The sequence below is a fragment of the Kitasatospora sp. MAP12-44 genome (assembly GCF_029892095.1).
Classification (GTDB): domain Bacteria; phylum Actinomycetota; class Actinomycetes; order Streptomycetales; family Streptomycetaceae; genus Kitasatospora.
Window position 1 is genome coordinate 7,555,140 of record NZ_JARZAE010000004.1, and the last position, 26,679, is coordinate 7,581,818.

Below are 26,679 nucleotides of genomic sequence, written 5' to 3' on the forward strand. Positions count from 1 at the left end.
CGTGGATCCGGGTGCTCATGCGGGCCCGGATCCACGGCGGCCCTGGGCCGCCGCTCGCGGCGCGGTGGTCGGCGGTGGTCGGCCCGAGGCGGTCAGTGCTGGTGGCCGGTCACGCGGGCGGATCCGGCGCCGTCGCGTCGGCGCAGCCAGCGGCGGCCGAGCAGGCCGGCGGCGAGGTGGGCCAGCAGGCCGGCGGCGGCGATGGCGAGGCCGACCTTGGTGCCGAGCCACAGGTGCAGGCCGAGGCCGACCACGGCCAGCGGGATCGCGGCGAGCCGGACCGCGCGTAGGCCGGCGGGCTGACGGTTCATCGGGCGGCCCCCCGGGTGGCGGGCTTGGCCGCGGTCACGTAGCGGATCCACGGGTACAGGTCCCCGGCGCTGACCTCGTCGAATCGGGCGTCGCGGACCAGTCCCTCCAGCAGGTCGATCGGGTTGTTCTCCATCGCGGGTCCGGTGACGGCGCCGACCAGGTGGCGGCCGACGCGACCCTTGGGGGGCCGGAAGTCGGCGATCATCAGGCGTCCACCCGGGCGCAGTACCCGGTACATCTCGGCCACCGCCTGCGGGCGTACGGGTGCGGGCAGATGATGGACCATCAGGCTGCTGACCACGACGTCGAACGAGTCGTCGCCGGCGTCGAGCTGTTCGGCGATCCCGCGCTCGAAGGTGCAGTTGGGCTGCTTCGCGGCCAGCTTGCGGGCGTGTTCGACGACTTGGGCGGACGGGTCGAGGCCGAGCGCGGTGCCTGTGGGGGAGACGACCCTGGCCATGCGCTGGGTGAGGTAGCCGGTCCCGCAACCGAGGTCGAGGGCGCGGTCGCCGGGGCGGGCGCCGCTGATCTCGGCGAGCCGGGTGAAGACGTGGTTGCGGCGGCCGCCGAAGGCGACGTTCCCGAAGAGCTCGTAGCCCGGGCCGTGGGCGATGGTGATGCCGTCGGTGTCGGCCTGCGGATCTCCGTGCAGCAGGCGTGCCAGTCCCATGCCGTTCTCCTAACTTAGTGACGACTAAGAACACTGACCTTAGTCGTCACTAAGTTTCCTTGGCAAGGCCGTTTACGATGACGGGGTGACCTCGCCTACGCCCACCACGCCGCGCCGCACCCGCCTCAGCGCCGAGGACCGGCGCGCCTCGATCCTGGCCGCCGCGATCGGGGTGTTCGCCGAACGCGGCTACCAGCGCGGCAAAGTCTCCGAGGTCGCCGCCCGGGTCGGCGTCACCGAGCCGGTCGTCTTCCAGAACTTCGGCTCCAAGGCGGCCCTGTTCGCCGCCGTGGTCGACCTCACCGCCACCCGGATCTGCGCCGAACTCGCCGACGCGGTGGCCACCGGGACCCCCGTCGCCGCCCTGGTGGCCGAGGTGCTCTCGCCCGCCCACCTCGACCAGCTGCACGCCCAGGGCTCGCTCGGCGTCCTGTTCGCCGACTCGGTGGCCCCCGCCGCCGAGCCGGCTGTCGCGCAGGCCGGCCAGGCCGCGGTGCGCCGAATCGCCGACGCGCTCGCCGACGCGCTGCGCCACGGCCAGGTGACGGGGGACATCCGTGCGGACGCGGACCCCGGCGCAGCCGCGTGGCTGCTGGTCTCGCTGATCTCCGCCCGCCCGCTGCGGCTGGCCGCCATGCCCGAGGACGCGCGCAACCGCCTGGACGCCGCGATCGCCGCCATGGCCGCAGGGCTCCTCATTCCAGCCGCGGCACAACCGTCGGCGGCACAACCGTCAGCGCAGCACCCGCTCGCCTGAACGGCCAGCGACCGCCCGCACGCCACAGGTGCACCGCACCCGCTCGCGGAGCACAACGGCGATCGGGTGCGCGCGGAGAGTCAGCTCACCCGAAGTCGAAGACGGCTGTCACGGGCGCGTGGTCGGACCAGCGCTCGGCGTGGGTCGCGGCCCGCTCGACGTGGGCCGAGATGCACGTGGACGCGAGATTCTGACTGGCCATCAGGTAGTCGATCCGCCAGCGGGTCGACGCATCTTTTCCAGGCATCTTCCCAGGTCAGGCACACTGAGCTCTCGTGCCGTCGGTGACCCGACCTGGAGACGCTGATGATGAGTAGTGCCGCAGTCCTTCCCCCTCTCTGTCAGCCTTGGGTGAGCCGTCCCGTTTTGTCGGGTCAGCCTGAGTCTCAACCCCGTCGAGAAGTGGTCTCGGCGGGGTTGAGACTCAAGTCTGGCCAGTTGCAGGGCGGTTACTCGGAGACGGTCTGTACCGTGCCCGCGGCGACGGTCCGGCCGCCCTCGCGGACGGCGAAGCCGAGGCCGGGCTCCAGCGGTACGGGCTGGCCGAGCGTCACCGTAACGTCGACGGTGTCACCCGGCCGCGCCACCGAGGTGCCCTCGCGCAGCTCGACGTCGCCGACCACGTCGCCCGTCCGCAGGTAGAACTGCGGGCGGTAGCCGCTGGTGATCGGCGTGCGGCGGCCGCCCTCCGCCGTCGACAGCAGGTGCACCCGAGCGGTGAAGCGGGTGTGCACCGAGGCGCTGCCGACCGCGGCGACGACCTGACCGCGCCGGATCTGCCCGCGCTGCACGCCGCGCAGCAGCAGCGCGACGTTGTCGCCCGCCTCCGCGCACTCCATCGTCCGCCCGAAGGTCTCGACGCCGGTGACGACGGACTCCAGGTCCGAGCCGTAGCCGAGGACCTCCACCCGGTCGCCCATCCGCACCCGGCCGCGCTCGACCGCGCCGGTCACGACCGTGCCGCGACCGGTGATGGTCAGCACGTTCTCGATCGGCAGCAGGAACGGCGCGTCCGTGTACCGCACGGGAGTCGGGACGTACTCGTCCACCGCGTCCAGCAGTTCCAGCAGGGCCGCCGACCACTGCGGGTCGCCCTCCAGCGCCCGCAGCCCGGACACCCGGACGACGGGCAGCCCGCCGCCCTCGTAGCCGTGGGTGGTCAGCAGCTCGCGGACCTCCAACTCGACCAGCTCCAGCAGTTCGGGGTCGCCGGCGTCGGCCTTGTTGAGCGCGACGACGACGTGCTCGACGCCGACCTGACGGGCCAGCAGCACGTGCTCGGAGGTCTGCGGCATCACACCGTCCTGCGCGGAGACGACCAGGATCGCGCCGTCCAGCTGGGCGGCGCCGGTGATCATGTTCTTCACGAAGTCGGCGTGGCCGGGCATGTCCACGTGGGCGTAGTGGCGGGTGGCCGTCTCGTACTCGACGTGGGCGATGTTGATGGTGATGCCGCGGGCGGCCTCCTCCGGGGCACGGTCGATCCGGTCGAAGGGGACGAATGTGCCGCCGCCGCGCTCGGCGAGGACCTTGGTGATGGCGGCGGTGAGGGTGGTCTTGCCGTGGTCGACGTGACCTATGGTGCCGATGTTGAGGTGCGGCTTGGTGCGCACGAAGGCCTGCTTGGCCATGGCGGGATCTTCCCTGCGAGTCGAATGCATGGTGACGGAACCTCAGCGACGGGCCGACCTTCCCCGTCCGAGGCTCCGGGACATCCCGGGGAAGGTCAGCTTCGTGCGCCGTCGAATGCGGCTGCGACTGCCAGGGCAGCAGCCATCGCGCCCGCGACTGCGGGCAACTCGGCGATGGCGTACTGGAACATGCGGACCATCCTGCCCGCACGGCGAGGCGGGACGCCACGGGTTTTCCGCGACCCGGCAGCGGGCCGGGCCGTCGCTGGTGCGTGTGTCCTTCGGCTGTGGCTCATCGGAACGATCGATGGGGTGGCCCGATCTTTTCCCCGACTGAGGATCACCGAGCGGCTGATGTGGCTACTGTGCGAGCTGATGTCAAGTCACATTGCCAGCACAGGGGAGTGATGATGCATGTCGGAGTCGACCGCCGCTGATCAGTTACGGGAAGGAGCGCTGTGCCCACGGACTGGCCGTAGCGGCACGATTGACGATCCGTCATAAAGGAGGGGCCGTGACCACCATGCCGTTCACCGGTCGGAAGGCCATGACGCGCCGCCACATGCTGGGAGCCGCGCTGGCCGCCGGGGCTGCCGTGCCGCTTGCCGCCGTCGCCGGCCCCGCGTGGGCGGACCCGGGCGCCCCGGCCGCTCCGGGCTCGCCCGCCCCCGCGCCCACCCCCACCCCCGCGCCCACCCCCGCCCCCGCCCCGGCGCGGCTTACGCTGCCCGTGCCCACCGGGCCGTACCCGGTGGGCACGGTCCAGCTGCACCTCGTCGACCGGTCGCGCCCGGACGACATCGCGGGCCCCGGGCACTTCCGCGAGCTGATGGCCACCGTCTGGTACCCCGCCCGGGACGTCGAGCGGTACCCGGTGGCGCCCTGGATGCCGGCCGGCGCGCTGACGGCGTTCCTCGCCGACGTGGGGTTCAGCGCCTTGGCCGACCTGGCGCCGTTCACCTCCGGCCACGTGGGTGCTCCGGTGCTGCGGTCGGGCCGGCGGCTGCCCGTCCTGGTGTATGCGCACGGCGCGCACAGCCACCAGGGCGACCACACGACCATGGTCCAAGAGCTTGCCAGCCACGGATACGCGGTCGTGACGGTGGCTCACACCTACGACACCTACGCGGAGTTCCCCGACGGCCGGATTGCCGTTCCGAGTGGCGATCCGAAGGCCCCCACCGCACCGAGGGACTTCGCCGCAGACCTCCGCTTCCTCCTCGACTGCGTCGAGCAGCTCGCCGCCGGGTGCAATCCGGACGTCGATCGGCGGGAGCTGCCGGCCGGGCTGCTCGGCGGCCTCGACCCCCACCGCATGGGCGCGTTCGGCTGGTCGAAGGGCGGGTCCGCCGCCGCCTGCGCGACGCTTGAGGACGAGCGCATCCGGGCCGGACTGAGCCTGGACGGCCCGATGGAGATGAATCCGCCGCTCTCCGGGGAGCTGGATCGGCCGTTCATGATGATGACCGCTGTGTTCACCCGGGCCCAGGATCCGGCCGCCGCCCAGTTCTGGTCGCTCCTGCGGGGCTGGCGGCTGAACATCCAGGCCCAGGGTGCCGTCCACGTGTCGTACGGCGACAACGAGGCGCTGTTCCCACGGGTGGCGAAGCTGCTCGGGTGGAGCGGGCAGCAGCTCCAGGGCACGATCGGCACCCTCGATCCCGACGAGGGGGTGAAGATCCAGCAGGCATACCCGCTCGCGTTCTTCGACGAGCACCTGCGCGGCCACCGTCGGGGGCACCTGCTCGACGGGCCTTCCCCGGCCTTCCCAGCGGTGACGTTCCTCCCGTGAGTGCCCGGGACCGCGGCGCCCCGACGTGGTCCTCACCGACCTCCGGATGCCCAGGCTGGACGGGCTGGAGGTCACCCGTCGGCTGGCCGGGACGGAGGTCGCCGACCCGCTGCGGGTGGTCGTCGTGACCACCTTCGATCTGGACGACTCCGTCCACACCGCGCTCCGCCCCGGCGCCTGCGGCTTCCTGCTGAAGCGTTCGGTTCCCGCCCTGGGCGGCGGGGCGGATGATCTTACTGTCCTCGGCCTGCTCCAGGATGTTGGCGCACCAGCCGACGATCCGGGCTCCCCGAAGGTCGGGGTGAACATCTCGCGCGGGACGCCGCAGAAGCCGCGCTGTTCGGCGAGGACGCTCGCCCGTTCCGCGATGACCCCGAAGTGGTACCTGTCGTGCACCACGGTGCTCTGGACGGTCAGTTCCTCGCCGTCGTCGAGGTCGACGGTGACGCCGTCCTCGGTGCTGGACCACGTTCCGGGCGCGTCCGGGAAGCGGGTCGGGTCGGCGTTCAGCCAGCGCAGGCTGGTGACCGCGAGGAAGCCGTGCGGATCGGCCAGTGCCCGCTCGTGTTCGGTGTGCCACTGCTCCCACTGGCGGACGAAGTTCGCCCAGTGGTCGTCGGGAGGGCCTGAGGGTACTGGACGGTCATGTCGGCTCCTCGGAGGCGAGCCGGCGGAACCGGCCGGCGTGGAAGACCAGCGGCGCCACCGCATGGTCGGTGTCCAGCTCGTGGATTCGGAGCAGGACGATGTCGTGGTCGCCTGCCCGGACGAGCCGGTCGATGCTGCAGTCGAACCAGGCGCTCGAGCCCGTGACCAGGACGGCGCCCTCGGGGGTGGCACTCCAGTCGAGGCCCGCGAAGCGGTCGCCGTCGCGGGCCGCGAGCTGTCGGCAGGCGCTGTCCTGGTGGGCGCCGAGCACGCTGACGCCGATCCGGGTGCGGTCGCGCAGCAGGGGCCAGGTGGTCGAGGTGTGCGCTACGCAGACCGAGACCAGCGGCGGGTCCAGGGAGACGGAGGTGAACGAGCTGGCGGCGAGGCCGACCGGCGTCCCGTCGGCCAGAGCGGCGAGGGCGGTGACTCCCGTCGGGAACGTGCCGAACGCCCGCCGAAGCTCGTCCGGCCGCAAGGACCGCCCCGGGGACGGGTCCGGCGTCAGGACACGGTCCGGGCCCGGGCGGTGCCCACTGCGGTGGTGCGGACGGGTCGTGGTCATCGCCGGGCCCATTCCTCGGCCAGCAGCGCGTAGGAGCGGACCCGGTCCTGGTGCTGGTGGGTGATGGTCGTGATGATCAGTTCGTCGGCGCCGGTGGCGTCGCGAAGCGCCTCCAGCTGGTCGGCGACCTGGCGTGGTGAGCCGACGAACTGGGTGTCGGTGCGGTCCGCGACCAGCGTCCAGTCCTCCTCGGTCCAGGCGTGGGCACGGGCCTCGTCGGGCGTGGGGAACTGGATCGCGCCCTCGCCGCTGCGGATGCTGCGTACCCAAAGTCCGTAGCCGGTGGCCAACTCCCGTGCGGTGGACTCGTCCTCGGCGACGACGATGTCGGCGGAGACGCTGACGTGGGGCCGGTCCAGCTCGGCGGAGGGGGTGAAGGCCGCGCGGTAGCTCTCGGCGGCCTCCAGGACTGTGGCCGGGCTGACGTGGTAGTTCGCGGCGAAGCGCAGGCCGTTCGTACCGGCGACCTCGGCACTGATCCCGGCGCTGCTGCCCAGGATCCAGACCTGGATGTCGGCCCCTTCACCGGGCACGACGTGCGCCTCGACCCCGTCCGCGGAGACGTAGCTGCCCGCCAGCAGGGCGAGGATGTCGGCTATCTGCTCATCGTAGGGTTGTGAGTCGGCGCCCGGCTGGTGGAGCAGCTTCTTGTGCAGGGCGAACCGCGGGGAGCGCAGGAGGTGCTCGAAGGAGAACCGCGCCGGGATCAGCAGGCCGCCCGGCGTGCGGCCGCCGGCGACGGGCGTCGCGCCCACCAGGGCGGGCTGTCGGCTGCTCGGCGCGGGCCGGCCGCCGGAGCGGCCCAGGCCGAGGTCGAACCGGCCGGGGTGCAGGGCGTCGAGCAGGCCGAACTCCTCGACGGTGGACAGGGCGGTGCGGTGCCCGAGCTGGACGGCGCCGGCCCCGAGCCGGATCGTCGAGGTCGCGGACGCGGTGAGTGCGAGGACGACGGCGGGGGAGGTGCCCGCGACACCGGGGTTGAGGTGGTGCTCGGCGAACCAGTAGCGCGCGTACCCGAGTTGTTCGGCCTGCTGGGCCAGATCGATGCTGTTGTGCAGAGCCCGGATCGCGTTGGATCCGGAGGAGATGGGTACGAGGTCGAGAACCGTGAGCGGGGTGTTGGCCATGGCGAGGTCCTTGTCAGGGGGTTACGGACGCGGTCGGGTCCGGCGCTGCGACCGCTGCCGGAAGTAGCGGACGAGTTCGGCGTAGGGCTCGATCGGGTTGGTGACGTTGGCGGAGAAGAGCGGGTCGCCGTAGCGGGCGGCGAGGTCTACAGACTCGCGGCTGGTCGCGCTGCCGTGCCAGACCCGGATGGGCTGCTGGAGCGGCCGGGGCCAGACCTCGGCCTCGGTCAGCTCCGGGCGGAAGCGCGGTGAGTAGGTCACCTTGTCCTGTCGCCAGATGTGTCGGAACAGTTCGTAGGACTCGGCGTTGCGGTCCCACTGGTCGTCGGGGGTGACCTGGAACAGTTCGCGCTGGGCCGTGCCGTTGCCCTTGCCGATGATCAGCTCCAGCCGGCCCTGGGAGAGGTGGTCGAGGGTCGCGTAGTCCTCGTAGGCGCGCACCGGGTCGAGCAGGCTCAGCGTGGTCACCGCGGTGAACAGCCGGATCTGCTTGGTGAGGGCGGCGATGTGACTGAGCACCACCGACGGGGCGGACGAGATGAACGGCCGCTCGTGGCGCTCGCCGACGCCGAAGCCGTCGAAGCCCAGCTCCTCGGCGCGCAGCGCGTTGTCGATCACCTCCCGGAAGCGCTCCTGGGTCGACTTCCGCACGCCGGTCACCGGATCCGGGGCGTGCACGATCAGGGTGATGGCCAGGAACTTCACGATGCCCCCGCCACGTGGGTGCGGGCCGGGCGCGCTTCGCCGAGCCCGAGGTGGTCGCGCAGCGTGTCACCCGCGTACTCGGTGCGGAACACGCCCCGCTCCTGGAGCAGCGGTACGACGGTGTCGGCGAACTCGTCCAGCCCGCCCGGCGTCAGGTGCGGCGCGAGGATGAACCCGTCGCTGCCGTCGGACTGCACGAACTCGTTCAGCGCGGCGGCGACGTGCACCGGGGTGCCGATGAAGGACTGCCGGCCGGTCACCTCGATGACCAGCTCCCGGATCGAGAGGTTCTTGGCCTCGGCCAGGGCGCGCCACTGCGCGGCGACGGCCAGTGGGTCGCGGTGCATCCGCACCGAGGCGCGGCCGCGGGCGATGGTGTGCTCGCCGAGGAGCGGATCCACTGCCGGCAGCGGCCCGTCGGGGTCGTAGGCGCTGAGGTCGCGGTTCCACAGCTGCTCCAGGAGCTTGATCGCGGTCTGGCCGCTGACCTGCTGACGGCGGATCAGATCCGCTTTCTCCTGCGCCTCGGCGTCGGTGGCGCCCAGCACGAAGGTGACGGCGGGCAGGATCTTCAGCTCGTCGTGGGAACGGCCGTAGCGGGCCAGCCGCCGCTTGACGTCGGCGTAGAAGGCCTGGCCGGCCTCCAGGGTGCCGTGCCGGCTGAAGATGGCGTCGGCGGCCGAGGCGGCGAACTCCCGGCCCTCCTCGGAGTCGCCCGCCTGGAAGACCACCGGGCGGCCCTGCGGGCTGCGCGGGACGTTGAACTGCCCGGTGATGTCGAACTGGCTTACATGGTGGTCGAATTGCCCTGCCCTCGGCTCCCTGAGGAAGACGTTGGACTCCTTGTCCGCCACGATCTCGTCGCCCCGCCAGGAGTCGAACAGCTCCCAGGTCGCGGCCAGGAACTGTTTGGCGCGCTCGTAGCGGTCCTCCTCCGCCAGAAACCCGCCGCGCCGGAAGTTCTGGCCCGTGAACTCGTCCCAGGAGGTGACGACGTTCCAGGCCGCGCGCCCGGCCGACAGGTGGTCCAAGGAGGCGAACTGCCGTGCCACCTCGTAGGGTTCGTTGAAGGTGGAGTTGATGGTTCCGGCGAGGCCGAGCCGGTCGGTGACGGCGGCCAGTGCGGCCAGGACGGTGAACGTGTCCGGCCGTCCCACGACGTCCAGGTCGTAGATCTCCCCGTTCTGCTCACGCAGGCGCAGCCCTTCGGCGAGGAACAGGAAGTCGAACTTGGCACGCTCGGCCGTGCGGGCAAGGTGGACGAAGGAGCTGAAGTCGATCTGGCTGCCGGCGGCCGGATCGCTCCACACGGTGGTGTTGTTCACCCCGGGGAAGTGTGCGGCGAGATGGATCTGCTTGACGGGCCTGCTGCTCATGGCGGGTGCGGTCCTTCCAGCTCAGACGGCGGCGTAGCGGTTGGCAGGGCGCGGCAGGCGGAGCAGTCCGCGCAGGGAGGGCGCCTGGTACGCGGTGCGGAAGGCGCCGCGGCGCTGGAGTTCGGGCACCAGGCGGCGGGTGATCTGCTCCAGGTCGTACGGCAGGGTGGCGGGCCGCAGCCGGAAGCCGGTGAGTCCAGTCTGGTGCAACTCCTGTAGGAGGTCGGCGAGTTCGGCCGGGGTGCCGGTGAAGGCGAGTGCGTCGCTGGTGTACTCGGAACCGGCGCACTGGTCGAGGCGGGCCTTGCGGTCGGCGGCGGCGCCGGGGACGTCGTCGAGGAAGACCAGCAGATCGCCGAAAACGTGCACCGTCTCGTCGGCGCGGCCCGCGGCGGACTGGGCGTCGCGGATCTCGGCGACGATCGACCGGGCGTGCCCGGCGTCGCGCGGGGTGACGAAGCCGAGGTCCGCCGAGCGGGCCACCAGTTCGTACGGCACGGTGGCGTGCGCCAGTGCGGCGACGACGGGCTGCCCCTGCGGCGGACGCGGTGTGATGGAGGGCCCCCGCACGCTGAACCTGCCACCCTCGAAGTCGATGTAGTGCAGCTTGGCGCGGTCGACGAAGCGGCCCGTGGCGACGTCGCGGATCTCGGCGTCGTCCTCCCAGCTGTCCCACAGCCGGCGCAGCACCTCGACGTAGTCGTCGGCCTCGGCGAAGAGCTCCCGGAGCAGTGCCTGCCCCGCCGGTGCGGCGAGGTCCTCGATCCGCAGGCGCGGCACCGTACGGCGTCCGAAGTGCGCCGCCTGGTCGGCTCGGCCGTCCACCTTGACCTGGACCCCGGCGCGTCCGGTGCTCACGAAGTCGAGGGTGGCGATCGCCTTGGAAAGGTGGAACGGCTCGGTATGGGTGACCACTGCGGTCGGGAGCAGTCCGATGTGGCGGGTCAGCGGCGCGATCCGGGCGGCGACCAGCACCGCGTCCAGCCGACCGCGCACGTGGTCGGTCCGCTCGTCCGGCTCGGTGGGGTGGGAGGACTGCAGGCCCAGGGAGTCCTCGATGGTCACCAGGTCCAGCAGGCCTCGCTCGGCTTCGGTGACCAGGTCGGCCCAATAGGGCGCGGTGAACAGTTCGTGCGGCCGGGCATCGGGCTCGCGCCAGGCTGCGGGGTGCCAGCCGGCGCCGTCCAGGGCGACGGCCAGGTGTAGGGCTGCGCGGGATTCGGGCATGGGTGTACCGCTTCCTTCGGATGGGTGTCTCGGCTGGGACGACGCGACACGCCGAACGGCGGCGCCTCCGGTAACGGGACCGGGGAGCTTCGGTGTTCGGGTTCGAGGTCCGGCGAGAGCGGGCTAGGCGGCGCTGCGCGGCGCGGAGGCGATCCGCACGGGGGCGTTCGCGTTCGCCGGACACAGCGCGGTGGCGACGCGCTGCAGATCGATGTGACGCCGCGAGTACGTGGTGGTGACCCGGCACTGGGCCTTCACCGCGACGACCTTCAGGGTGAGGGCCGCAGACCGCTTGAGGGTGTCCCGCACTGTCGTCGCCTCCGTCCCGATCGGCCGCACCGGCTCGAACTCGCGCTTACGGCACCGTCTTCGGCTCCGCCGGGTCGTCACCTGGAGCACCCCGCCGCGTGGGAGGGTTGCCGTGCAGCGAGCCAGGGCTTGACGCTGACACTCATGACCTGGGTGAACCGTAACCCGCTATCCGGGTCCGGCACAATCCTGTAAAGATCAACACCGACTGCGCCGCCGGTGTTCCCGTCGGGCTGACCAGGCGACAGAAGCGCCGCTGAACCCGCTTGCTCCTCAGGGAAGTTGGATGAACCGTAGGAGGAGTGGACGCCGTGCCACGGCCCTGGCCGAGCGCGCCGGCCCACCCCTGATCTCAGACCCCGGTCAGGCGTTGACATTCCTCGCGGAGTGCGCCTAACTTTTGCCCACCAGAACGGTCATGAGTGTCAGCGAAAAGCCCTGGCTCGCTGCACGGCAACCCTCCCACGCGGCGGGGTGCCCCAGGTGACGACCGGACCGAACGACGATCGGTAAGCGCGAGGCCCGCTGGGGCAGATTGGCGAAGGTGACGGCGATGTACGCAGGTCCGGGGATGGCCGCATGGCGCCGCCACGGCCGTGCCGCGGCGTTCCTGAGCCGCCACATCGATCTTCGCCGGGTCAGCAGCGCACTGTGTCCCGCCTCCAGCAGCGCCCTCTGTCAGGCCTGACCACTTCTGCCTGAGGCTCTTTGCCTGATGGCTTCCTGACGCATGCCTTTCCCGGTGTGCTCCCCTCGTCCACACCGTCCGCGATGCGGCGCGCTCCGGCACGCCCCGCAGGTGGTCCTCGCCCCGCTGCGCGACCACTCCCGGCGCGGGCGCGGCAAAGGCATTCGCTGGAGTCCCTGAATGAGTGAGTCCCTGCTCCCCGCCGTGCCACCAGGCACGACGTATCCGCCCGCGACGGACCTGCCCCCGATGCTCTCCCCCGCGCCGGTCGACCCCGCCGACGCAGCGGTCGATCCCGCGCGGGCTGCCCGTCCCTTCTCGGCACAGCGGGTCATACCGCTGCGGCATCCGGGCCGCTGGATCACCAGTGCGATCGTCGCGGTGCTGGTCGCCCAGATCGCGCACGGGTTGGTGACCAATCCGTTCTACGAGTGGGGCCGCTTCCAGTACTGGTTCGTACGTCCGGTGATCACCGACGGCCTATTCATCACCCTGGAGGTGACGGCGTACAGTGCCGTGCTCGGGCTGGTGGGCGGTGTCCTGCTCGCGCTCGCAAGGCTCTCCCGCAGCCCGGTGCTCCGGGCGATCAGCTGGGTCTACATCTGGCTGTTCCGCTCGGTGCCACTGATCGTGGTCCTGCTCTTCCTCTACAACTTCAGTGCGCTGTACCGAACTTTGAGCCTCGGGGTGCCATTCGGCCCCGCCTTCCTGCACTTTGACGAGTCGAAGCTGGCCACGGACGTCGTGGTGGCGGTCGTCGGGCTGAGCCTCAACGAGGCCGCCTACGCCGCCGAGGTGGTGCGGGCCGGCATCCTCTCCGTTGACCAGGGCCAGCACGAGGCGGCCGCCGCCCTCGGACTGCCGAGGCGCTACCAGTTCGCCCGGATCGTCTTCCCGCAGGCGCTGCGGGCTGTCATCCCTTCCTATGTCAACCAGCTGATCGGTCTGGTGAAGAGCACCTCGCTGGTCTTCTACGTCTCACTGCTCGACCTGTTCGGCTCCGTCCAGAGCATGGGCAGCACCTACCCCGGCGACATCATCCCGTTGCTGCTGGTCGCCACCGTCTGGTACGTGATCCTTACCAGCGTGATCTCGATCGTCCAGTTCTACGTGGAGCGCCACTACTCGCGCGGCGCGCTGCGGACTCTTCCGCCGACCCCGTTGCAGCGGTTGCGCGTCGCCCTGTCCGCCCTGCGGACGCGTGTTCAGAGGGAGATGGCGATATGAGCACCCTGACTCCGAAGTCCCCGGGGGCCGTTGAGAGCGAGGCCGGGTCGCAGGCGTTGACCGGCGCGGAGACGCTGACGGAAGCGGACGTCCGACCCGCCGCGGTCGAGGTGCGCGACCTGCACAAGTGGTACGGCGCCCACCGGGTCCTCGACGGGATCGACCTGACGGTGGCGGCCGGTGAGGTCACGGTCGTCATCGGGCCGTCCGGCTCGGGCAAGTCCACGCTGCTTCGGGTGATCAACCACCTGGAGAAGCCCGATGTCGGCCATGTCAGCCTCAACGGCGAACTGATCGGCGTGCGCCGGCACGGGGAACGCCTGAAGGAACTGAGCGAGCGGGTGATCCTCGCCCAGCGCAGCCGGATCGGCTTCGTCTTCCAGAACTTCAACCTCTTCCCGCATCTGACCGTGCTGGACAACGTGGCCGCCGCCCCGGCGGCGACCGGCCTACTGCGCAAGCCGGAGGCGCAGAAGCTGGCGCGCACCCTGCTCGGCCGGGTGGGGCTGGCCGACAAGACCGGTGCCTATCCCCGGCAGTTGTCCGGCGGACAGCAGCAGCGGGTGGCGATCGCCCGCGCCCTCGCGCTGCGGCCGGGCGTCATCCTCTTCGACGAACCCACCTCCGCGCTGGACCCGGAACTGGTCGGCGAGGTGCTGGCCGTCATCAAGGACCTGGCGACCAGCGGCAGCACCCTTGTCATCGTCACCCACGAGATCGGCTTCGCCCGCGAGGTCGCCGACCGCATCGTCTTCATCGACGGCGGCCGGATCCTCGAACAGGGCCCGCCCGACCAGGTGCTGGATCACCCGCGGCATCCGCGCACCAGGGAGTTCCTGAGCAAGGTCCTCTGACCGCTCCGGCGTCAGCGGCACGCGTCACCGTCAGCCGTCACCGGATCCACCGCCCACTCGGGCACACCCGCAGAGCAAGGAAGAACCATGCCCAGCCTCCGCAGCAGACTCGTCCGCAACCTGTCCGCCGGCACTGCCGTCGCCACCCTCGCCGTCGGCCTCGCCGCCTGCGGAAGCAGCACCTCGACCTCCGTCGCGTCCGGTGACGCCGCCAGCGGCGCCGTCACGGTGGGCGCGTTGTCCAACGGCGCCGCGACGCAGACCGACATCAAGGTCTCCGAGGTCGCCTCCATCCGCTCCGAACTGCCCGCTTCGGTGACCAAGTCCGGCCAGTTGGTGATCGGCATCGGAGCACTGCCAGCCGGTTTCCCGCCGCTGGCGTACGTCGGCAGCGACCAGAAGACCCTCACCGGATCCGAGCCCGACCTCGGCCGGCTGGTGGCGGCGGTCCTCGGGCTCAAGCCGGTCGTCAACAACGCGACCTGGGACAACCTGTTCGTGGGCATCGACAGCGGCAAGACCGATGTCGGCTTCTCGAACATCACCGACACCGAGGAGCGCAAGAAGAAGTACGACTTCGCCTCCTACCGCCAGGACAACCTCGCCTTCGAAGTCCTCAAGAGCAGCACCTGGAACTTCAACGGCGACTACACGACCCTGGCCGGCAAGACCGTCGCGGTCGGCGCCGGCACCAACCAGGAGAAGATCCTCCTTGAGTGGCAGACCAAGCTCCAGGCGGCGGGCAAGCAACTCACCATCAAGTACTTCCCGGACACCAACAGCACCTACCTGGCGCTGAGCGGCGGGAAGATCGACGCCTACTTCGGCCCCAACCCCGGTATCGCCTACCAGATCACCCAGGACGCCAGGACCAGCAACCCGGTCCGCAACGCGGGCACCTTCTCGGGGGCGGGCGCGACGCTTCAGGGGCTGATCGCCGCGACCGCGAAGAAGGACAGCGGGCTCGCCAAGCCGGTCGCGGACGCGATCAACTACCTGATCGAGAACGGGCAGTACGCGAAGTGGCTGGCTGCCTGGAACCTGTCCAACGAGGCGGTAACCAGCGCGCAGGTCAACCCGCCGGGCCTGCCGCTCAGCAACTCCTGACCATCCGGCCACGAGGAATGGAAACCCGCGTCACCGTGTCCACCAGCGTCCACCCACCGCAGCCGCACAGCCCTATGGCACCGCACATCCTCGACAACCCCGCCTGGGCAGCGCTCGTCGGCCCGCACTCCCGGTTGGCCGAACGCATCGGTCGTGCCGCCCGCTACCCCACGGACGTCTCCCCGTTCACCGCCCTCGCCGACCCGACCGACCCCCGCGCCTGGGAGGACCTCGCAGCCCTGGTCGGACCGGGTGCGGTCACCCCGGTCAGCGGCGCGACCACACCGCCGGACGGGTGGCAGCTCATGGAGTCCGGGCAGGGCGTGCAACTGGTCGACACCGCGTTGCGGGCCGAACCCGCGCCGGAGGCCGTCCGACTCGGCCCCGACGACGTACCCGAAGTCCTCGACCTGGTCGCCCGCACCCAGCCTGGCCCGTTCCTGCCCCGAACCGTCGAACTCGGCGCCTATCTGGGCCTTCGACAGGGCGGAAAGCTCATCGCCATGGCCGGCGAACGCCTGCGCCCGCCCGGCTGGACGGAGATCAGCGCCGTCTGTACCGACCCGGACCACCGCGGCCGCGGCCTGGCCACCCGCCTGGTCCGCGCCGTGGCGGCAGGCATCCGGGAACGCGGGGACACACCGTTCCTGCACGCGGCCGCGTCGAACACCAACGCCATCCGGCTCTACGAGTCCATCGGCTTCACCCTGCGTCGGCACACGGCGTTCCTCCTCGTCCGCACCCCGGGCGGCGGCGAGGGCTGACGCGGTGGGGCGCGCCTCGGGCCCGCAGCGCCGTGCGGAGGTCGTCGCCGCGATCGTGGTCGCCACTGCGGGCTGAGCGTGGGCCACTGCCCGTTCCAGGGCCGGTCCGGGCCCGGCAGGGCACGATTCGCCATCGGAGCCGACCTGCCATGGAACGCAAGTACGCGCGTGGCCAGCACGCCGCACTGCTCGGGATAGAAGCCGAACGGCTTGCCTTGGACGAGCAGTTGCCCGCTGGCCTGCCGGACGAGTACACCGGTCGCACGCTCCGCGAGCACTACGGCCTGCCTCCGACGGAGGCCGCGTCGAAGTACCGGGGAAGCAGTGCGGGCGGCCCCTGGAGCCGGTAGCCGGTCTTCGGGTCGAGCCGAGCAGTTGCCACAGAGCGAGCAGGAGGATCGGTACGACCGAGCGCCGTACCCAGCGGGGTACGCGGCGGCGTCGGCCGTTGCGTGCGGCGACGGCGAACAGCTGGGGCGCGGGAACGGCGGCGGGTGGTGGCAGTGCGTCGGTGTCGATGGACACGGGTGTCTCCTCGGCTGGAACGGGACCCGGGCGAGGGGCGGCGGAGGTCGGTTGAGGGCATCCCGGGTGATCGAGGTCGACCGAGCAAGCCGGTCGGTCGTCTGGGAGTACCGCGACGACCCGCCACAGAACTTCTACAGCCCCTACATGTCCAGCGCCCAGCGGCTGCCCAACGGCAACACCCTGGTCGCGGAAGGGTCGTTCGGCCGCATCTTCGAGGTCACGGCGGGCGGCGAGGTGGTCTGCGAGTACGTCGTCCCGTACTTCGGCTCCTTCGGCCAGGGCGTCGGGATGGAGTCCTCGAGTGGCGCCCAGAACGCGGTCTTCCGCGCTTACCGGTATGCGGCCTCCGAGATCCCCTGGCTGTGAGGAGCCGGGGCCTCGGGGCGTGTGGCTGCTGGACACCGCTCGCCGGGTCAAGGGGTCTCGGCGACGGGTGAATCGAGGTTCTGGACACTGGCAGGGGACGCGGACGTGCTGGGGATCGGCTGGTCGAGCATGGTGCACACTGCGGCGTTCACCAGGGCCTGGTCGGCGGGGCCGGTCTTCGGCGAGGCCAGGCCGAAGATGGTGGTGGTGAAGACCGAGACCGTGCGGTGGCCGGTGGCGTCGGTGTAGTCCTCGCTGGAGTAGCCGGGGACCTGGCCGACGTGGCCCCAGACGGTGCCGCAGGGGGTGACCACCTGCTCCAGACCGAGCCCGTACCGGTTCGGATTGCCGCTCTCCTCCGCGACGGTGGTCTGCATCTCCTTGAGCTGGGCGGGCGCCAGGAGCTTGCCGGACATCAGTGCGGTGTCGAAGCGGGCCCAGTCCTGCGCGGTGGAGACCATGCTGCCCGCCGCCCACTCCGTGCTGGGGTTGATCCAGGTGGTGTCGACGTAGCCGGCGGGCCGGGCAGGACCGGCGAACGCCGTGCCGGCGGGCGTGCCGGGCGGCAGCACCGGAGCGAGCTGGGCGGCATCGGGCTCGTAGCCGTGCGCGAGAGCGGGGCTTTTCGGCTCGCCGGAGCCGGTGACGAGGTAGGTGTTCGCCAGGTGCAACGGCCCGGCGATCCGCTGCTGGATCAGTTCGCCCAGGCTCTGTCCTGACGCCTTCTCGGCGACCAGGCCGAGCGCGACGTAGTTGGTGTTGCTGTAGGAGTACTGCGCGCCGGGCGCGAAGAGCGGGTCGTGGCGGACGGCTGCGCCGATCAGCTCCCCGGGAGTCCACGGCCTGGTGTCCTGGCCGGTGAACGCCTTCAGGACGTTGGGATCGTTCGCGTAGTTGAACAGGCCGCTGGTGTGGTCGAGCAGCATCCGCAGGGTGATCGCGGACCCGTTCGGGATCAGGCCGGGCAGCCACTTCTCGACCGGGTCGGTGAGCTGGAGCCGCTGTTCGGCGACCAGTTGGAGGACCACGGTGGCGACCATCGTCTTGGTGTTGGAGCCCATCCGGAACGCGTCGCTCGCGGCGAGCGCGTGGTCGGCCCTGGTCCACGGCGCCTGCCGGGCGATCTCGATCACCGGCCCGTTGCCGTCGTCGACCCGGACGATCACTCCGGGAGCTCCGGCGTCCACGTCCTGCTGGGCGAGCCCGGTCAGCCGGGCCTCCCGGGCTGCCACCGCGCTGGGGCTCCCGATCGGCGCGTGGGCGGCTCCCGGTGGTGCGGCGGACGCCCCGCAGGCGGCGAGTGTGCCGGTCAGGGCCGCGGCCAGGACGAGCGTCAAACCCGCCTGCCGACGGTGCTGGTAGTGGTGCTGGGACGGCGTGCGTCCGGTCATGAGGTGCCCTCCTGAGCGTGAGACCTGAGGCGATCGGGTCGGCCGAGGACCGCATCCACATGGGACCTGCCGCACCACGCCTTCCCGACGAATCCAGCCTCCCGAAGGCGCGGGCGAAGAACACGGGTGCTGGGCCCACTACGGGGGTGGAGGAAACCCCACTGCGCGGACCTCGGCCGGCCGGTCATCATCGAGACCCGGCCGGCGGTCGCGACCTGGCGTCGGTCGGCCGGGCGACCAGCCTGGCGATCGACGCGGCACCGATGCACGATGATGGAGCGTGATGAGTCACTCCAGCGAGCGCCCCGCCCCCGGCGGCACCCCGCCATCCGGGGAGCGTCCCGCGCCCACCGCCCCGCGCTCCGGTCCGGCGCCGCGTTCCGGCCTCGCGCTGCGGGTGAGCCTGGTCGGCTGGTCGCTGGTGCTGCTGCTCGGCGCGGTCCTGGGCGCCGGCCTGCTCACGCTCTGGATCACCTCGGTGACGGTCGTCGCGCTCGGCGTCGGCATCCCGCTGACCCTGCTCTCCACCGCCCTGGTCCGCTGGTTCGCCGACCTGCACCGCCGGTGGGCCGCCGACCGGCTCGGTGAACCTGTCGCGCGGCCCTACCTGCCGCCACCCGACGGCGGTTGGCTGGTGCGGCTGTGGGCGATCCTGCGCGACCCGGCCAGCTGGCGGGACTGGGCCTGGCTGGTGGCCAACTCGATCACCGGGTGGTTCACCTACGGGCTCTCCTTCGTGCTCTTCCTCGGCGGCGTCTTCTACCTGATCTATCCCCTGCTGTACGAGCTGACGCCGCCTCAGGTGTTCCGCACGCCCTTGGGCAACGGCTTCCGGCTGCACAGCGTCCAGGAGTCATTCGCGCTGGTCCCGCTCGGCCCGGTCCTCCTGCTGCTCTGGTACGCCACCGCCGAGCGGCTGGCGAACCTCGACGCCTGGGTGATCCGCTCCCTGTTGGCGCCCACCGCGCAGGCACAACTGCGGGCCCGCGTCGCGCAACTGGCCGCCTCGCGGGCCGAGACCGTCGACACCCAGGCCGGCGAACTGCGCCGGATCGAACGGGACCTGCACGACGGCGCGCAGGCCCGACTGGTGTCGCTGGGCATGAGCCTTGGCCTTGCCCAGCAATTGATGCTCGACGATCCGCACGCCGCCCGGCAACTCCTGGAGGAGGCCCGCGAGTCGACCACCAGCGCCCTGGCCGAACTGCGCGACCTGGTGCGCGGCATCCATCCGCCGGTGCTCGCCGACCGAGGCCTGGACGGCGCCCTGCAGGCCCTGGCGCTGCTCAACCCGATACCGACCACGGTGGTGACCCGCCTGCCCGGACGGCTGCCCGCACCGGTCGAGTCCGCGGCCTACTTCGCCGTCGCCGAGGCCCTGTCGAACGCCATCAAACACGCCCAGGCCCAGCACATCCGGATCACCGTCGAGTTCAAGCCCCACCCCCGCGCCACCGCGGGACTCCTCACCATGCGGGTGTCCGACGACGGCCGCGGTGGCGCTGCCATCGACGCCGGCACCGGCCTGCGTGGAATCGCCCGCCGCCTGGACGCCTTCGACGGCACCCTGACCGTCGACAGTCCGCCCGGCGGACCCACCGAGATAAGGATGTCGCTGCCGTGCGCATCGTCATAGCCGAGGACCTCGCCCTGCTCCGAGAGGGCCTGATCAGGATCTTCCAGGTCAACGGCTTCGAGGTGGTGGAAGCCGTTGACAACGGCCCCTCCCTGATCCGAGCGCTGACGACCCACCGGCCCGATGTCGCGATCGTCGACGTGCGACTGCCCCCGACGTTCACCGACGAGGGCCTGCGCGCCGTGATCGACGCACGCAAGCAGCTCCCCGGCCTGCCCGTCATGGTGCTCTCGCAGTACGTCGAGCAGCTCTACGCCCGGGAGTTGATGTCGGACCGCGCCGGGGCGGTGGGCTATCTGCTGAAGGACCGGGTGCTGGACGTCGGCCAGTTCGTCGCGAACGTGAAGCAGGTCGCCGCCGGCAGCACGGTCATGGACCCCGACGTGGTCACCGCCCTCCTCACCCACCGCTCGGCCGACCCGCTCCTGCTGGAACTGACCCCGCGTGAGCACGAGGTCCTCTCACTGATAGCCCAGGGCCGCTCCAACGCCGCCATCGCCAGCCGGATGTTCGTCACCGAGAAGACCGTCAGCAAACACAGCTACAACATCTTCGCCAAACTCGGACTCGAACCGTCCGAGGACGACAATCGCCGGATCCTGGCAGTCCTCGCCTACTTGGAAGGCTGATGAACCTCCTTCAGCCAGGCCGTCGACCGGATCGAGAAGGCCGGCCACGTCCAGCGCAGACCCCACCCCGCCAACCGGCGCTCCTCCATCGTGGAACTGACCGCGCAGGGCAACGCGCTCCTGTCGGTAGCGTTCGCCGAGGAAGGCGTCGGTCTTGCCGGCTGCGGTGGCGCAGTTGCCCAGGACTCGGGCCACCGCGGGGTAACCGGCAGGTGGGTCAGTCTCCGCTGAAGTAATGGCCCTCGTTCAGGTCCTCGACGAGACTCTGGCGCGTCGGCTGCCATCCGAGCAGTTTTCGCGTGCGGGTGCTGGATGCCGGTAGGTCCAGGCCGAAGAGGTTGGCGAGCCATCCGAAGTGCTTCTCGGCTTCGTCGGGGGCGATGGACACGGTCGGCACGCCGAGGCCCCGGCCGATCGCCTCGGCGAGGGCCCGGGTCGGCACGCCTTCCTCCGCGATGCCGTGCAGCACCGACCCTGCCGGGGCGCCCTCCGCCGCGAGACGGAACAGCCGGGCGGCGTCCAGCCGGTGCACGGCGGGCCACTGGTTGGCGCCGTCGCCGATGTAACCGGAGACGCCGTGCCTGCGGGCCGTGCGGACCAGGTTCGGGACGAAGCCGCGGTCGCCGTCACCGTGCACCGTCGGCGGGAGGCGCACCGAGGAGGAGCGCACTGCCCGCTCCGCGAGGGCGAGGGCCGCCTGCGCCGTGCGGATGCGCTCGCCGCCGAGCGCGGCGTCCGGCACGTCGTCCTCCGTCGCGGCCCGGCCGGGCCGGAGCCCGGCTAGGCCGGAGGCGATGACCAGCGGCCGGCCGGAGCCTGCCAGGGCGTCCCTGAACGCATCGACTGCGCGACGGTCCGCATCCGTCGCCGTCGCGAAGTTCCCGGAGAACATCTCCTCGTGCTTGAAGGCGAGATGGATGACGCCGTCGGACGCGGCAGCGGCGGCGCGCAGGGCGTCCAGGTCGTCGAGCGAGCCCCGGTGGACCTCGGCGCCCGCCGCCTTCAAGGCGTCGGCCGAGGCGTCGGAGCGGGCGAGCCCGACCACCTCGTGGCCCGCCTCCAGCAGTTCGGGTACGACGGCGGAGCCAACCCAGCCGGACGCGCCGGTCACGAAGATGCGCATGGGGTTCCTCCCGTGGTCGTCGATGGCGTCGAGGTCTCCCACTGACAGCCTTACTTTCTTTCCCATGCTGCTCACACCTGGTCGTTTTGCCTGGGGTTCACCGCAGCCGTGCCGGCGGCGGTGCGTCGTGCCGGGGGGAGCCCGTCCGGCGCACAGCCGGACGGGCCTGGTGCGATGGTGAGGGCCGCAGGGCCCGTCACCAGGGCACCTCTCCCGCGTCGTCGAAGAACCTGCCCCTCGGGCCGTCGTCGGGCAGGGTCGCGAGCCGGATCGGGGCTTCCTCGATCAGCCGGGCGGCGGCGGCCACGCTCGTGTCGTCGGTCACATCGAGCGGTACGCCGAACGCGTCCGCGCCGGCCTCGAGCAGCTTCGCAACGGCGGCCTCGCGGCGCTCCTCGTTCCGGGCGCCGACCCCGACCTTCCAGCCGAGGGCGCCCAGTCCGGCCGCGATCTCGTACCCGATACCTTTGTTCGCGCCGGTCACCAGCGCGGTCTTCTGTCCACTCATGCGTCAATCGTGTTCGAGCGCGGCGAAGCCCGCCAACACCGATCGGGTGGGTGGCGATACCGTGCGGGTATCGATGCCGGTGGGCCTCGGTATTCTGCGGGCATGGAGACGCGCGAGTTGCGGTATTTCGTTGCTGTCGCCGAGGAACTGCATTTCGGCAGAGCGGCGGAGCGGCTGGGGATCGCGCAGCCACCGTTGTCGCGGGCGATCGGCCAGCTGGAGCGGCGCCTGGGCGCGGTGCTGCTGGAGCGGAGCAGCCGCGCGGTCACTCTGACGGAGGCCGGGGCGGTGCTGCTGCGGGAGGCGCGGGTGGCGTTGGACGCGGTAGAGGCCGCGGGGCGCCGTACCCGTCGGGCCGCGCGCGCTGCATCGGGCCATGCCGGTGTGGTTCTTGCGACGAAGGCGGGTGCGTCGAGCGAGTTTCTGGCGAAGCTGCTGGACGCCTACGCGGCGGAGCCCGGTGCGGTGGATGTGGATCTGCTGCTGTGCGGGATCGGGGAGCAGGAGCAGCTGCTGCGGGACGGCCGGGCCGATGTGGCGCTGCTGCACCGGCCCTTCGACTCGACGGCCGGGTTCGACACCGAGGAGCTGTCCACGGAGGGGCAGGTCGTGGTCCTGCCAGCCTGGCACGACCTGGCCGGGCGGTCCGGCGTGCACATGGCAGAGGTCTCCGCCTTGCCCGGGCTGCCGATGCCGCGGTGGCCGTGTGCGGACGGGACGTATCCGGAGGGTGCTGGTCCGAAGGTTCGTGACCACCTGCAGTTGCTCCAGCTGATCTCGCTGGGCCGTGCTGCCATGATCGCGCCGGAGTCGTGCCGAGCTCAGCTCGGGGGTGACCTGGCTGCTGTGCCGGTGCTGGACGCGCCGTCGATCACGACCGTCATCGCCTGGCCGCCGCACAGCCGGTCCGTAGCCGTCGCCGACCTCGTCCGCACTGCGGCGCTTCTCTAACGGGTTCTTCGTCACCGGCTTCGCCTTCACCGGCTACGTCCTGGCCCATCTGCTGGGCTGGGCCGGTGCTGGACCCGATCGCGGGGATGGGGCCGGAGGAAGCATGGGGCCGGCGGCCACTGAGGATCTTCGGCGGGGGCGGCGCTCGTGGAGCACGACGGCGGCCTGGTGTGAGCGGAGGCGCTCGCACCGGGCCGCCGTGATGTCAATCAACTGGCCCTGCCTACAGGCCGGTTATGCATCCATCCGACGTGCGGATGATGGGTTGGAGAGTCTGTTCACCCGAGGTCGAAGACGGCTGTCACCGGGGCGTGGTCGCTCCAGCGCTCGGCGTGGGTGGCGGCCCGCTCGACGTGGGCCGACGTGCATGTGGCCGCGAGGTTCTGACTGGCCATCAGATAGTCGATCCGCTTTCCGGGTCGCAGAGGCTGATGTGTGCGGTGGCGTCAGGAGGTGCGGAGCGCCGTGTCGTCGAGGACGAAGCTGGTCAGCTGTGGGGAGTTGTCCTCGGTCCCGACGAATTTCAGGGTGACGGTCTGGCCGGCCCAGGCGGAGAGGTCGGCTGAGTACTGCTGGTAGCCCTTGTGAGCGTTGGTGTTGGAGTAGGTGGCCACGGTGCTGGTGCCGGTGCGGCCGGCCACCTCGATCTGGAGGGTGTCGGCCGCCTGCTGCGTGCGCTTGGCGGTTTCCACGTGCAGCCAGTACGACAGGGTGGCCTTGTGGCAGCCGGCGGGGATGGTGACGGTCTGCCACAGGTTGTCGGTGGCGGCTTGGCCGTAGCCGTCGAGCCAGGCGTCCCAGGAGCCGGAGTGGCTGGGCTGGGCGGCCGCCTGGTTGTTGATCACTCCGGGGGTGCTCTTCCAGGGGGCTGTGTTGGAGCCGCTCTCGAAGCCCGGGTTGCCGAGCAGTTGGCTTGCGGTGCAGGCGCTGGTGGCGCTGTTGACGGTCCAGGTGAAGGTGCTGCTGCCGCTGGCACCGTTGCGGTCGGTTGCGGTGACGGTAACGTGGGAGGTGCCGGCGGTGGTCGGGGTGCCCGAGATCAGGCCGGTGCTGGAGATCGTCAGTCCGGCGGGCAGGCCGGTGGCGCGGTAGCTCGGCGTCTGGCCGGTTGTGGCGTCCACCGCGGTGATCTGGAGCGAGACCGGAGTGCCGGTGGTGGTGACCTGGCTGCCGGGGTTCGTCACCGTCACTCCGTGGCCCGACGGGGCGGTGCTTCCGCCGCCTGCACCCCCGGTGCCGCCTGTGCCCGTGCTCCCGCCGCCGGGGCCGGCGCCGCCGGTGAAGGCGCTGGTGCCGTTGGGTGTGCCGAGCCCGGTCGGGCCGTCGTAGCCGGGGCCTGCGGTGCACAGGTAGCCGGGGGAGCAGGTTGCGGTGGCGCCGTTGGTGACGTCGTTGAGGGCGGCGGCGTGCGCGTAGGGGTAGGCGGCGGGGGTTGCGCCGGGGGCCGGGGTGCCGGCCAGGGCGTAGACGGCGGCGATGATCGGGGCGGCGACGGAGGTGCCGCCCTCGACGTTCCAGCCGCCGTTGCCGTTGGAGGTGTCGTAGCTGGCGACGCCGGTGGCCGGGTCGGCGACGGCGGCGACGTCCGCGACGGTGCGCTTGGCGCAGCCCTTGTCGCTCTGCCAGGACGGCTTGGGGTCGAAGGCGGAGCAGCCGGAGCCCGCGCCCTCGGAGGGGGAGGTCGACCAGACCGACTCGCTCCAGCCGCGCGCGTTGTTCGCCCGGTTCAGCGCGGTGCCGCCGACGGCGGTCACGTACTGGGACGCGGCCGGGTACTCGACGCCGAAGCCGGAGTCACCGGAGGAGGCGGTGATCGCTACGCCGGGGTGGTTGTAGTACTGGCTGTCCTCGGTGGTCTCACTCGGCGACTCGGGGCCGCCATAGCTGTTGGAGACGTATTTGGCGCCGAGTCGGACGGCCGCGTTGACGGAGGCGCCGAGGTCGGTGTCGTTCGGGGAGTTCGCCTCGACCAGGAGGATGTGGCAGTTCGGGCAGATGGCCGAGACCATGTCGACGTCGAGCGACTCTTCGCCGGTCCAGTCGTTGTTCGCGGGTGCCGGCACGGGCAGTTGGGAGGTCTGGCCGTTCTGGCCGACCTTGCTGAAGCAGCCGTCGGCCGTGGTGCAGGCGGGTAGGCCGAACTGCTTGCGGTAGACGGCGAGGTCGCTGTCGGCGGTGGGGTCGTCGTAGGCGTCGATGATGGCGACCGTCTGACCGCTGCTGCCGGCGGTGGCGGCGGCGGAGGTGAGGTTGTAGGCGGACTGCAGGTCGCTCGGGCCGTAGCCGGGCACGGCCGCGTTGCGGGTGGCGTCAGGTCGGGCCAGTTGCGGCTTGAGGTCGGTACGAACCAGGGCGTTGCAGGAGTAGTGGCCCGGGGAGGCGGGCGGGCAGGACTCGCGGTAGTGCTGGGCGGTGGCCGCGTCGACGTGCACGGACGGCGTGGAGATGACCGCCGCACCGGCCGAGTTGAGCGCGATGGCGCCGCCGGCGAGCAGACCGGCTATCGAGGAGGCGATCCCCGCCACGCGAATCCTGCGCTTGAGAGTGGAGCGCCGGCGGGAGCGCCTGGCCGGGTGCTGCTGAGAGTGCGACAAACTGAGTCTCCTGTCGGACGTGCGGAACGGATTTGGTCGGGCGTCGGTGTGGCGGTGTGTCGGCCGACGACGCGGCATCCTGTTCCGGCAGCGGGGAGAAGTGCGGACGACCTGGATCTGGTGGGTCATCGGGTCTGATGGGCCGATCATAGGGGTGCCGAAACGGTCAAAAGCCGTATAGCAGTCAGCAGTAGGAAGCCCTAAGGAACAGCTAACCCGCGCCTTCGACATCGCGGGCAACCGCTTGCGACCGGCGTCGGCGTGCGACAGGATGCCGGCTCGGGGGCTCCGAGCCGAATTTTGGCGCAGGGCGCTCCGACTAGCAGGTGCGAGGGTGTGGTCGTGCACCGCCAAGCGCGCCCTCGACTCGCAGGCCGGTCAAACCTCCCGGTGCTCCGGATGTCACAAGGGTGGCCGTGTCCGCTGTCGGGTGAACGGCCGACCCCGGCGAGAGGCACTCTCGCCGGGGTCGGTCAACGGGCCCAGGAGCAGATCCCGTCGAGGGCCCGCTCTCATCCCATGGTGAAGAGAAAGCTGTCTGAGTTGTAGTAGTTGGGAAGTTGCACGATGACCGATCCCGCGTGCGGCGGATCGCTGGGCGGCCAGTCCTGCGGGCCGAGCAGGTGCGCGGAGTAGTCGCTCGACGGCACCGGTGGAAGCAGCCACAGTCGGAACGTTCCGGGGCCGGAGCCCGGGGCGAACCTCCATAGCTGTGCTGCCCGGTCGGGGCCGGATCGGCAGGACTGGAGAAGGACCGTGACGACGTTTCCGCCGCCGGTGGTCCCGTCGAGGCAGGTTCCCGTGCCGGTGTTGCGGAGCTGGTACGTGTCCTGGCCGGCCGGCAGGCGCTCCCAGCCCTGGGAGCCGTCGGCCGTGCACGGCTGGAGCAGGAGGGCGAAGGAGGTCGGATCGGCGATGCCTACGCAGAGTCCCGTACTCAGGTTGATGAGCCGGAGACCGACCGGTCCGCTGGGCGACGGTGCGGGGGTGACCGCTGCGGCGGGCAGGGGGGCGTGCGAGGTGGCCGATACCAGGACGGTCGGCACGGCGCCAGCCAGCCTGACTGGCGCCGAGGTGGCCGTCCCGACCGACGTGGACGCCTGGCTCGTGGTCGATACCGAGGGTGCGGCGAAAGGGACGATTGCGGTCTCGGTCGGGGCCGAGTGCGCTCCGGCGGCTTCGACTGTGTCGAGG

General features: G+C 71.2%; 24 protein-coding genes, 5 pseudogenes and 2 riboswitches. Of the genes and pseudogenes, 12 read left to right on the top strand and 17 right to left on the bottom strand.

The genetic code is table 11. The features are described 5' to 3' along the window. Positions 1-92: 92 nt before the first annotated feature. Both P3T34_RS34455 and P3T34_RS34460 read right to left on the bottom strand, forming a co-directional pair. A complete protein-coding gene (locus P3T34_RS34455; RefSeq protein WP_280669976.1) occupies positions 93-311 on the bottom strand; it encodes a hypothetical protein in 219 nt (72 codons plus the stop codon). Beyond that, on the bottom strand, positions 308-982 hold the full coding sequence (locus P3T34_RS34460; protein WP_280669977.1) for a methyltransferase domain-containing protein: 675 nt from the start codon (positions 980-982) through the stop codon (positions 308-310). Before P3T34_RS34460 ends, P3T34_RS34455 begins: the two co-directional genes overlap by 4 nt. 85 nt (positions 983-1,067) lie before the next feature. Between P3T34_RS34460 and P3T34_RS34465 the strand changes: the two genes are divergently transcribed. Continuing rightward, positions 1,068-1,739 carry a helix-turn-helix domain-containing protein gene (locus P3T34_RS34465; protein ID WP_280669978.1) on the top strand — a complete coding sequence of 224 codons (672 nt, stop codon included), beginning with the start codon at positions 1,068-1,070 and terminating at the stop codon, positions 1,737-1,739. A gap of 85 nt (positions 1,740-1,824) precedes the next feature. Here P3T34_RS34465 and P3T34_RS34470 read toward each other — a convergent pair. Beyond that, positions 1,825-1,965: pseudogene (locus P3T34_RS34470) on the bottom strand (exodeoxyribonuclease III); the annotation flags it as partial. Positions 1,966-2,188: 223 nt separating this feature from the next. Further along, positions 2,189-3,370: an elongation factor Tu gene (gene tuf, locus P3T34_RS34475; RefSeq protein WP_280669979.1), complete on the bottom strand. Its 1,182-nt coding sequence runs from the start codon at positions 3,368-3,370 to the stop codon at positions 2,189-2,191. Between the two features lie 523 nt (positions 3,371-3,893). Between tuf and P3T34_RS34480 the strand changes: the two genes are divergently transcribed. After that, positions 3,894-5,162: an acetylhydrolase gene (locus P3T34_RS34480; RefSeq protein ID WP_280672563.1), complete on the top strand. Its 1,269-nt coding sequence runs from the start codon at positions 3,894-3,896 to the stop codon at positions 5,160-5,162. A gap of 25 nt (positions 5,163-5,187) precedes the next feature. Beyond that, positions 5,188-5,376: pseudogene (locus P3T34_RS34485) on the top strand (response regulator); the annotation flags it as partial. On the opposite strand, the pseudogene P3T34_RS40010 reads toward P3T34_RS34485, so the two are convergent. From P3T34_RS40010 to P3T34_RS34515, 7 genes and pseudogenes are all read right to left on the bottom strand, one after another. Next, positions 5,374-5,489 (bottom strand): annotated as a pseudogene (locus P3T34_RS40010) (citrate/2-methylcitrate synthase); the annotation flags it as partial. The pseudogenes P3T34_RS34485 and P3T34_RS40010 overlap by 3 nt on opposite strands. A 316-nt stretch (positions 5,490-5,805) precedes the next feature. Then, positions 5,806-6,375: a flavin reductase family protein gene (locus P3T34_RS34490; protein WP_280669980.1), complete on the bottom strand. Its 570-nt coding sequence runs from the start codon at positions 6,373-6,375 to the stop codon at positions 5,806-5,808. After that, positions 6,372-7,502 (bottom strand): LLM class flavin-dependent oxidoreductase, encoded by a 1,131-nt coding sequence (locus tag P3T34_RS34495; protein ID WP_280669981.1) that lies wholly within the window; start codon positions 7,500-7,502, stop codon positions 6,372-6,374. Before P3T34_RS34495 ends, P3T34_RS34490 begins: the two co-directional genes overlap by 4 nt. Positions 7,503-7,523: 21 nt before the next feature. Next, on the bottom strand, positions 7,524-8,207 hold the full coding sequence (locus tag P3T34_RS34500) for an LLM class flavin-dependent oxidoreductase (protein ID WP_280669982.1): 684 nt from the start codon (positions 8,205-8,207) through the stop codon (positions 7,524-7,526). Then, complete coding sequence (locus tag P3T34_RS34505; protein ID WP_280669983.1) at positions 8,204-9,583, bottom strand: NtaA/DmoA family FMN-dependent monooxygenase; 1,380 nt, start codon at positions 9,581-9,583, stop codon at positions 8,204-8,206. Before P3T34_RS34505 ends, P3T34_RS34500 begins: the two co-directional genes overlap by 4 nt. Positions 9,584-9,604: 21 nt before the next feature. Continuing rightward, entirely contained in the window at positions 9,605-10,810 is a 1,206-nt protein-coding gene (locus tag P3T34_RS34510; RefSeq protein WP_280669984.1) for an LLM class flavin-dependent oxidoreductase, read from the bottom strand. Between the two features lie 123 nt (positions 10,811-10,933). Next, complete coding sequence (locus P3T34_RS34515) at positions 10,934-11,119, bottom strand: putative leader peptide (protein ID WP_280669985.1); 186 nt, start codon at positions 11,117-11,119, stop codon at positions 10,934-10,936. A gap of 37 nt (positions 11,120-11,156) precedes the next feature. Further along, positions 11,157-11,269, bottom strand: a riboswitch (SAM riboswitch). Between the two features lie 264 nt (positions 11,270-11,533). Next, positions 11,534-11,641, top strand: a riboswitch (SAM riboswitch). Positions 11,642-12,056: 415 nt separating this feature from the next. Between P3T34_RS34515 and P3T34_RS34520 the strand changes: the two genes are divergently transcribed. The 6 genes from P3T34_RS34520 to P3T34_RS34545 all read left to right on the top strand — a co-directional run bounded on the left by P3T34_RS34520 (position 12,057) and on the right by P3T34_RS34545 (position 16,653). Then, positions 12,057-13,034: an amino acid ABC transporter permease gene (locus tag P3T34_RS34520; protein WP_280672564.1), complete on the top strand. Its 978-nt coding sequence runs from the start codon at positions 12,057-12,059 to the stop codon at positions 13,032-13,034. Continuing rightward, a complete protein-coding gene (locus P3T34_RS34525) occupies positions 13,031-13,888 on the top strand; it encodes an amino acid ABC transporter ATP-binding protein (protein WP_280669986.1) in 858 nt (285 codons plus the stop codon). The genes P3T34_RS34520 and P3T34_RS34525 overlap by 4 nt, the downstream gene beginning before the upstream one ends. Positions 13,889-13,975: 87 nt before the next feature. Next, a complete protein-coding gene (locus P3T34_RS34530) occupies positions 13,976-14,995 on the top strand; it encodes an ABC transporter substrate-binding protein (protein ID WP_280669987.1) in 1,020 nt (339 codons plus the stop codon). Between the two features lie 74 nt (positions 14,996-15,069). After that, positions 15,070-15,759 carry a GNAT family N-acetyltransferase gene (locus tag P3T34_RS34535; protein ID WP_280669988.1) on the top strand — a complete coding sequence of 230 codons (690 nt, stop codon included), beginning with the start codon at positions 15,070-15,072 and terminating at the stop codon, positions 15,757-15,759. Between the two features lie 149 nt (positions 15,760-15,908). Beyond that, positions 15,909-16,109, top strand: a complete 201-nt coding sequence (locus tag P3T34_RS34540; protein ID WP_280669989.1) for a hypothetical protein — start codon at positions 15,909-15,911, stop codon at positions 16,107-16,109. Positions 16,110-16,335: 226 nt separating this feature from the next. After that, complete coding sequence (locus P3T34_RS34545; protein ID WP_280669990.1) at positions 16,336-16,653, top strand: arylsulfotransferase family protein; 318 nt, start codon at positions 16,336-16,338, stop codon at positions 16,651-16,653. Positions 16,654-16,700: 47 nt separating this feature from the next. Here the strand turns inward: P3T34_RS34545 and P3T34_RS34550 are convergent, their stop codons facing one another. After that, a complete protein-coding gene (locus tag P3T34_RS34550) occupies positions 16,701-18,044 on the bottom strand; it encodes a serine hydrolase domain-containing protein (protein WP_280669991.1) in 1,344 nt (447 codons plus the stop codon). Between the two features lie 283 nt (positions 18,045-18,327). Between P3T34_RS34550 and P3T34_RS34555 the strand changes: the two genes are divergently transcribed. Both P3T34_RS34555 and P3T34_RS34560 read left to right on the top strand, forming a co-directional pair. After that, positions 18,328-19,680: a sensor histidine kinase gene (locus P3T34_RS34555; protein WP_280669992.1), complete on the top strand. Its 1,353-nt coding sequence runs from the start codon at positions 18,328-18,330 to the stop codon at positions 19,678-19,680. Continuing rightward, on the top strand, positions 19,665-20,309 hold the full coding sequence (locus P3T34_RS34560) for a response regulator transcription factor (RefSeq protein ID WP_280669993.1): 645 nt from the start codon (positions 19,665-19,667) through the stop codon (positions 20,307-20,309). Before P3T34_RS34555 ends, P3T34_RS34560 begins: the two co-directional genes overlap by 16 nt. 217 nt (positions 20,310-20,526) lie before the next feature. Here P3T34_RS34560 and P3T34_RS34565 read toward each other — a convergent pair whose 3' ends face one another. Continuing rightward, on the bottom strand, positions 20,527-21,432 hold the full coding sequence (locus tag P3T34_RS34565; protein WP_280669994.1) for an SDR family oxidoreductase: 906 nt from the start codon (positions 21,430-21,432) through the stop codon (positions 20,527-20,529). A gap of 277 nt (positions 21,433-21,709) precedes the next feature. Beyond that, positions 21,710-21,940 (bottom strand): annotated as a pseudogene (locus P3T34_RS34570) (SDR family NAD(P)-dependent oxidoreductase); the annotation flags it as partial. Between the two features lie 102 nt (positions 21,941-22,042). On the opposite strand from P3T34_RS34570, the gene P3T34_RS34575 reads away from it, so the two are divergent. Then, on the top strand, positions 22,043-22,891 hold the full coding sequence (locus P3T34_RS34575; RefSeq protein WP_280669995.1) for a LysR family transcriptional regulator: 849 nt from the start codon (positions 22,043-22,045) through the stop codon (positions 22,889-22,891). 278 nt (positions 22,892-23,169) lie between these two features. Here the strand turns inward: P3T34_RS34575 and P3T34_RS34580 are convergent. From P3T34_RS34580 to P3T34_RS34590, 3 genes and pseudogenes are all read right to left on the bottom strand, one after another. Further along, a pseudogene (locus P3T34_RS34580) lies at positions 23,170-23,307 on the bottom strand (exodeoxyribonuclease III); the annotation flags it as partial. Positions 23,308-23,337: 30 nt separating this feature from the next. After that, the gene (locus P3T34_RS34585; protein ID WP_348534765.1) at positions 23,338-25,323 is read right to left on the bottom strand and encodes a putative Ig domain-containing protein; all 1,986 of its coding nucleotides are present in this window, start codon (positions 25,321-25,323) and stop codon (positions 23,338-23,340) included. Positions 25,324-25,997: 674 nt separating this feature from the next. Continuing rightward, positions 25,998-26,531: an RICIN domain-containing protein gene (locus P3T34_RS34590; RefSeq protein WP_280669997.1), complete on the bottom strand. Its 534-nt coding sequence runs from the start codon at positions 26,529-26,531 to the stop codon at positions 25,998-26,000. Positions 26,532-26,679 lie beyond the last annotated feature (148 nt).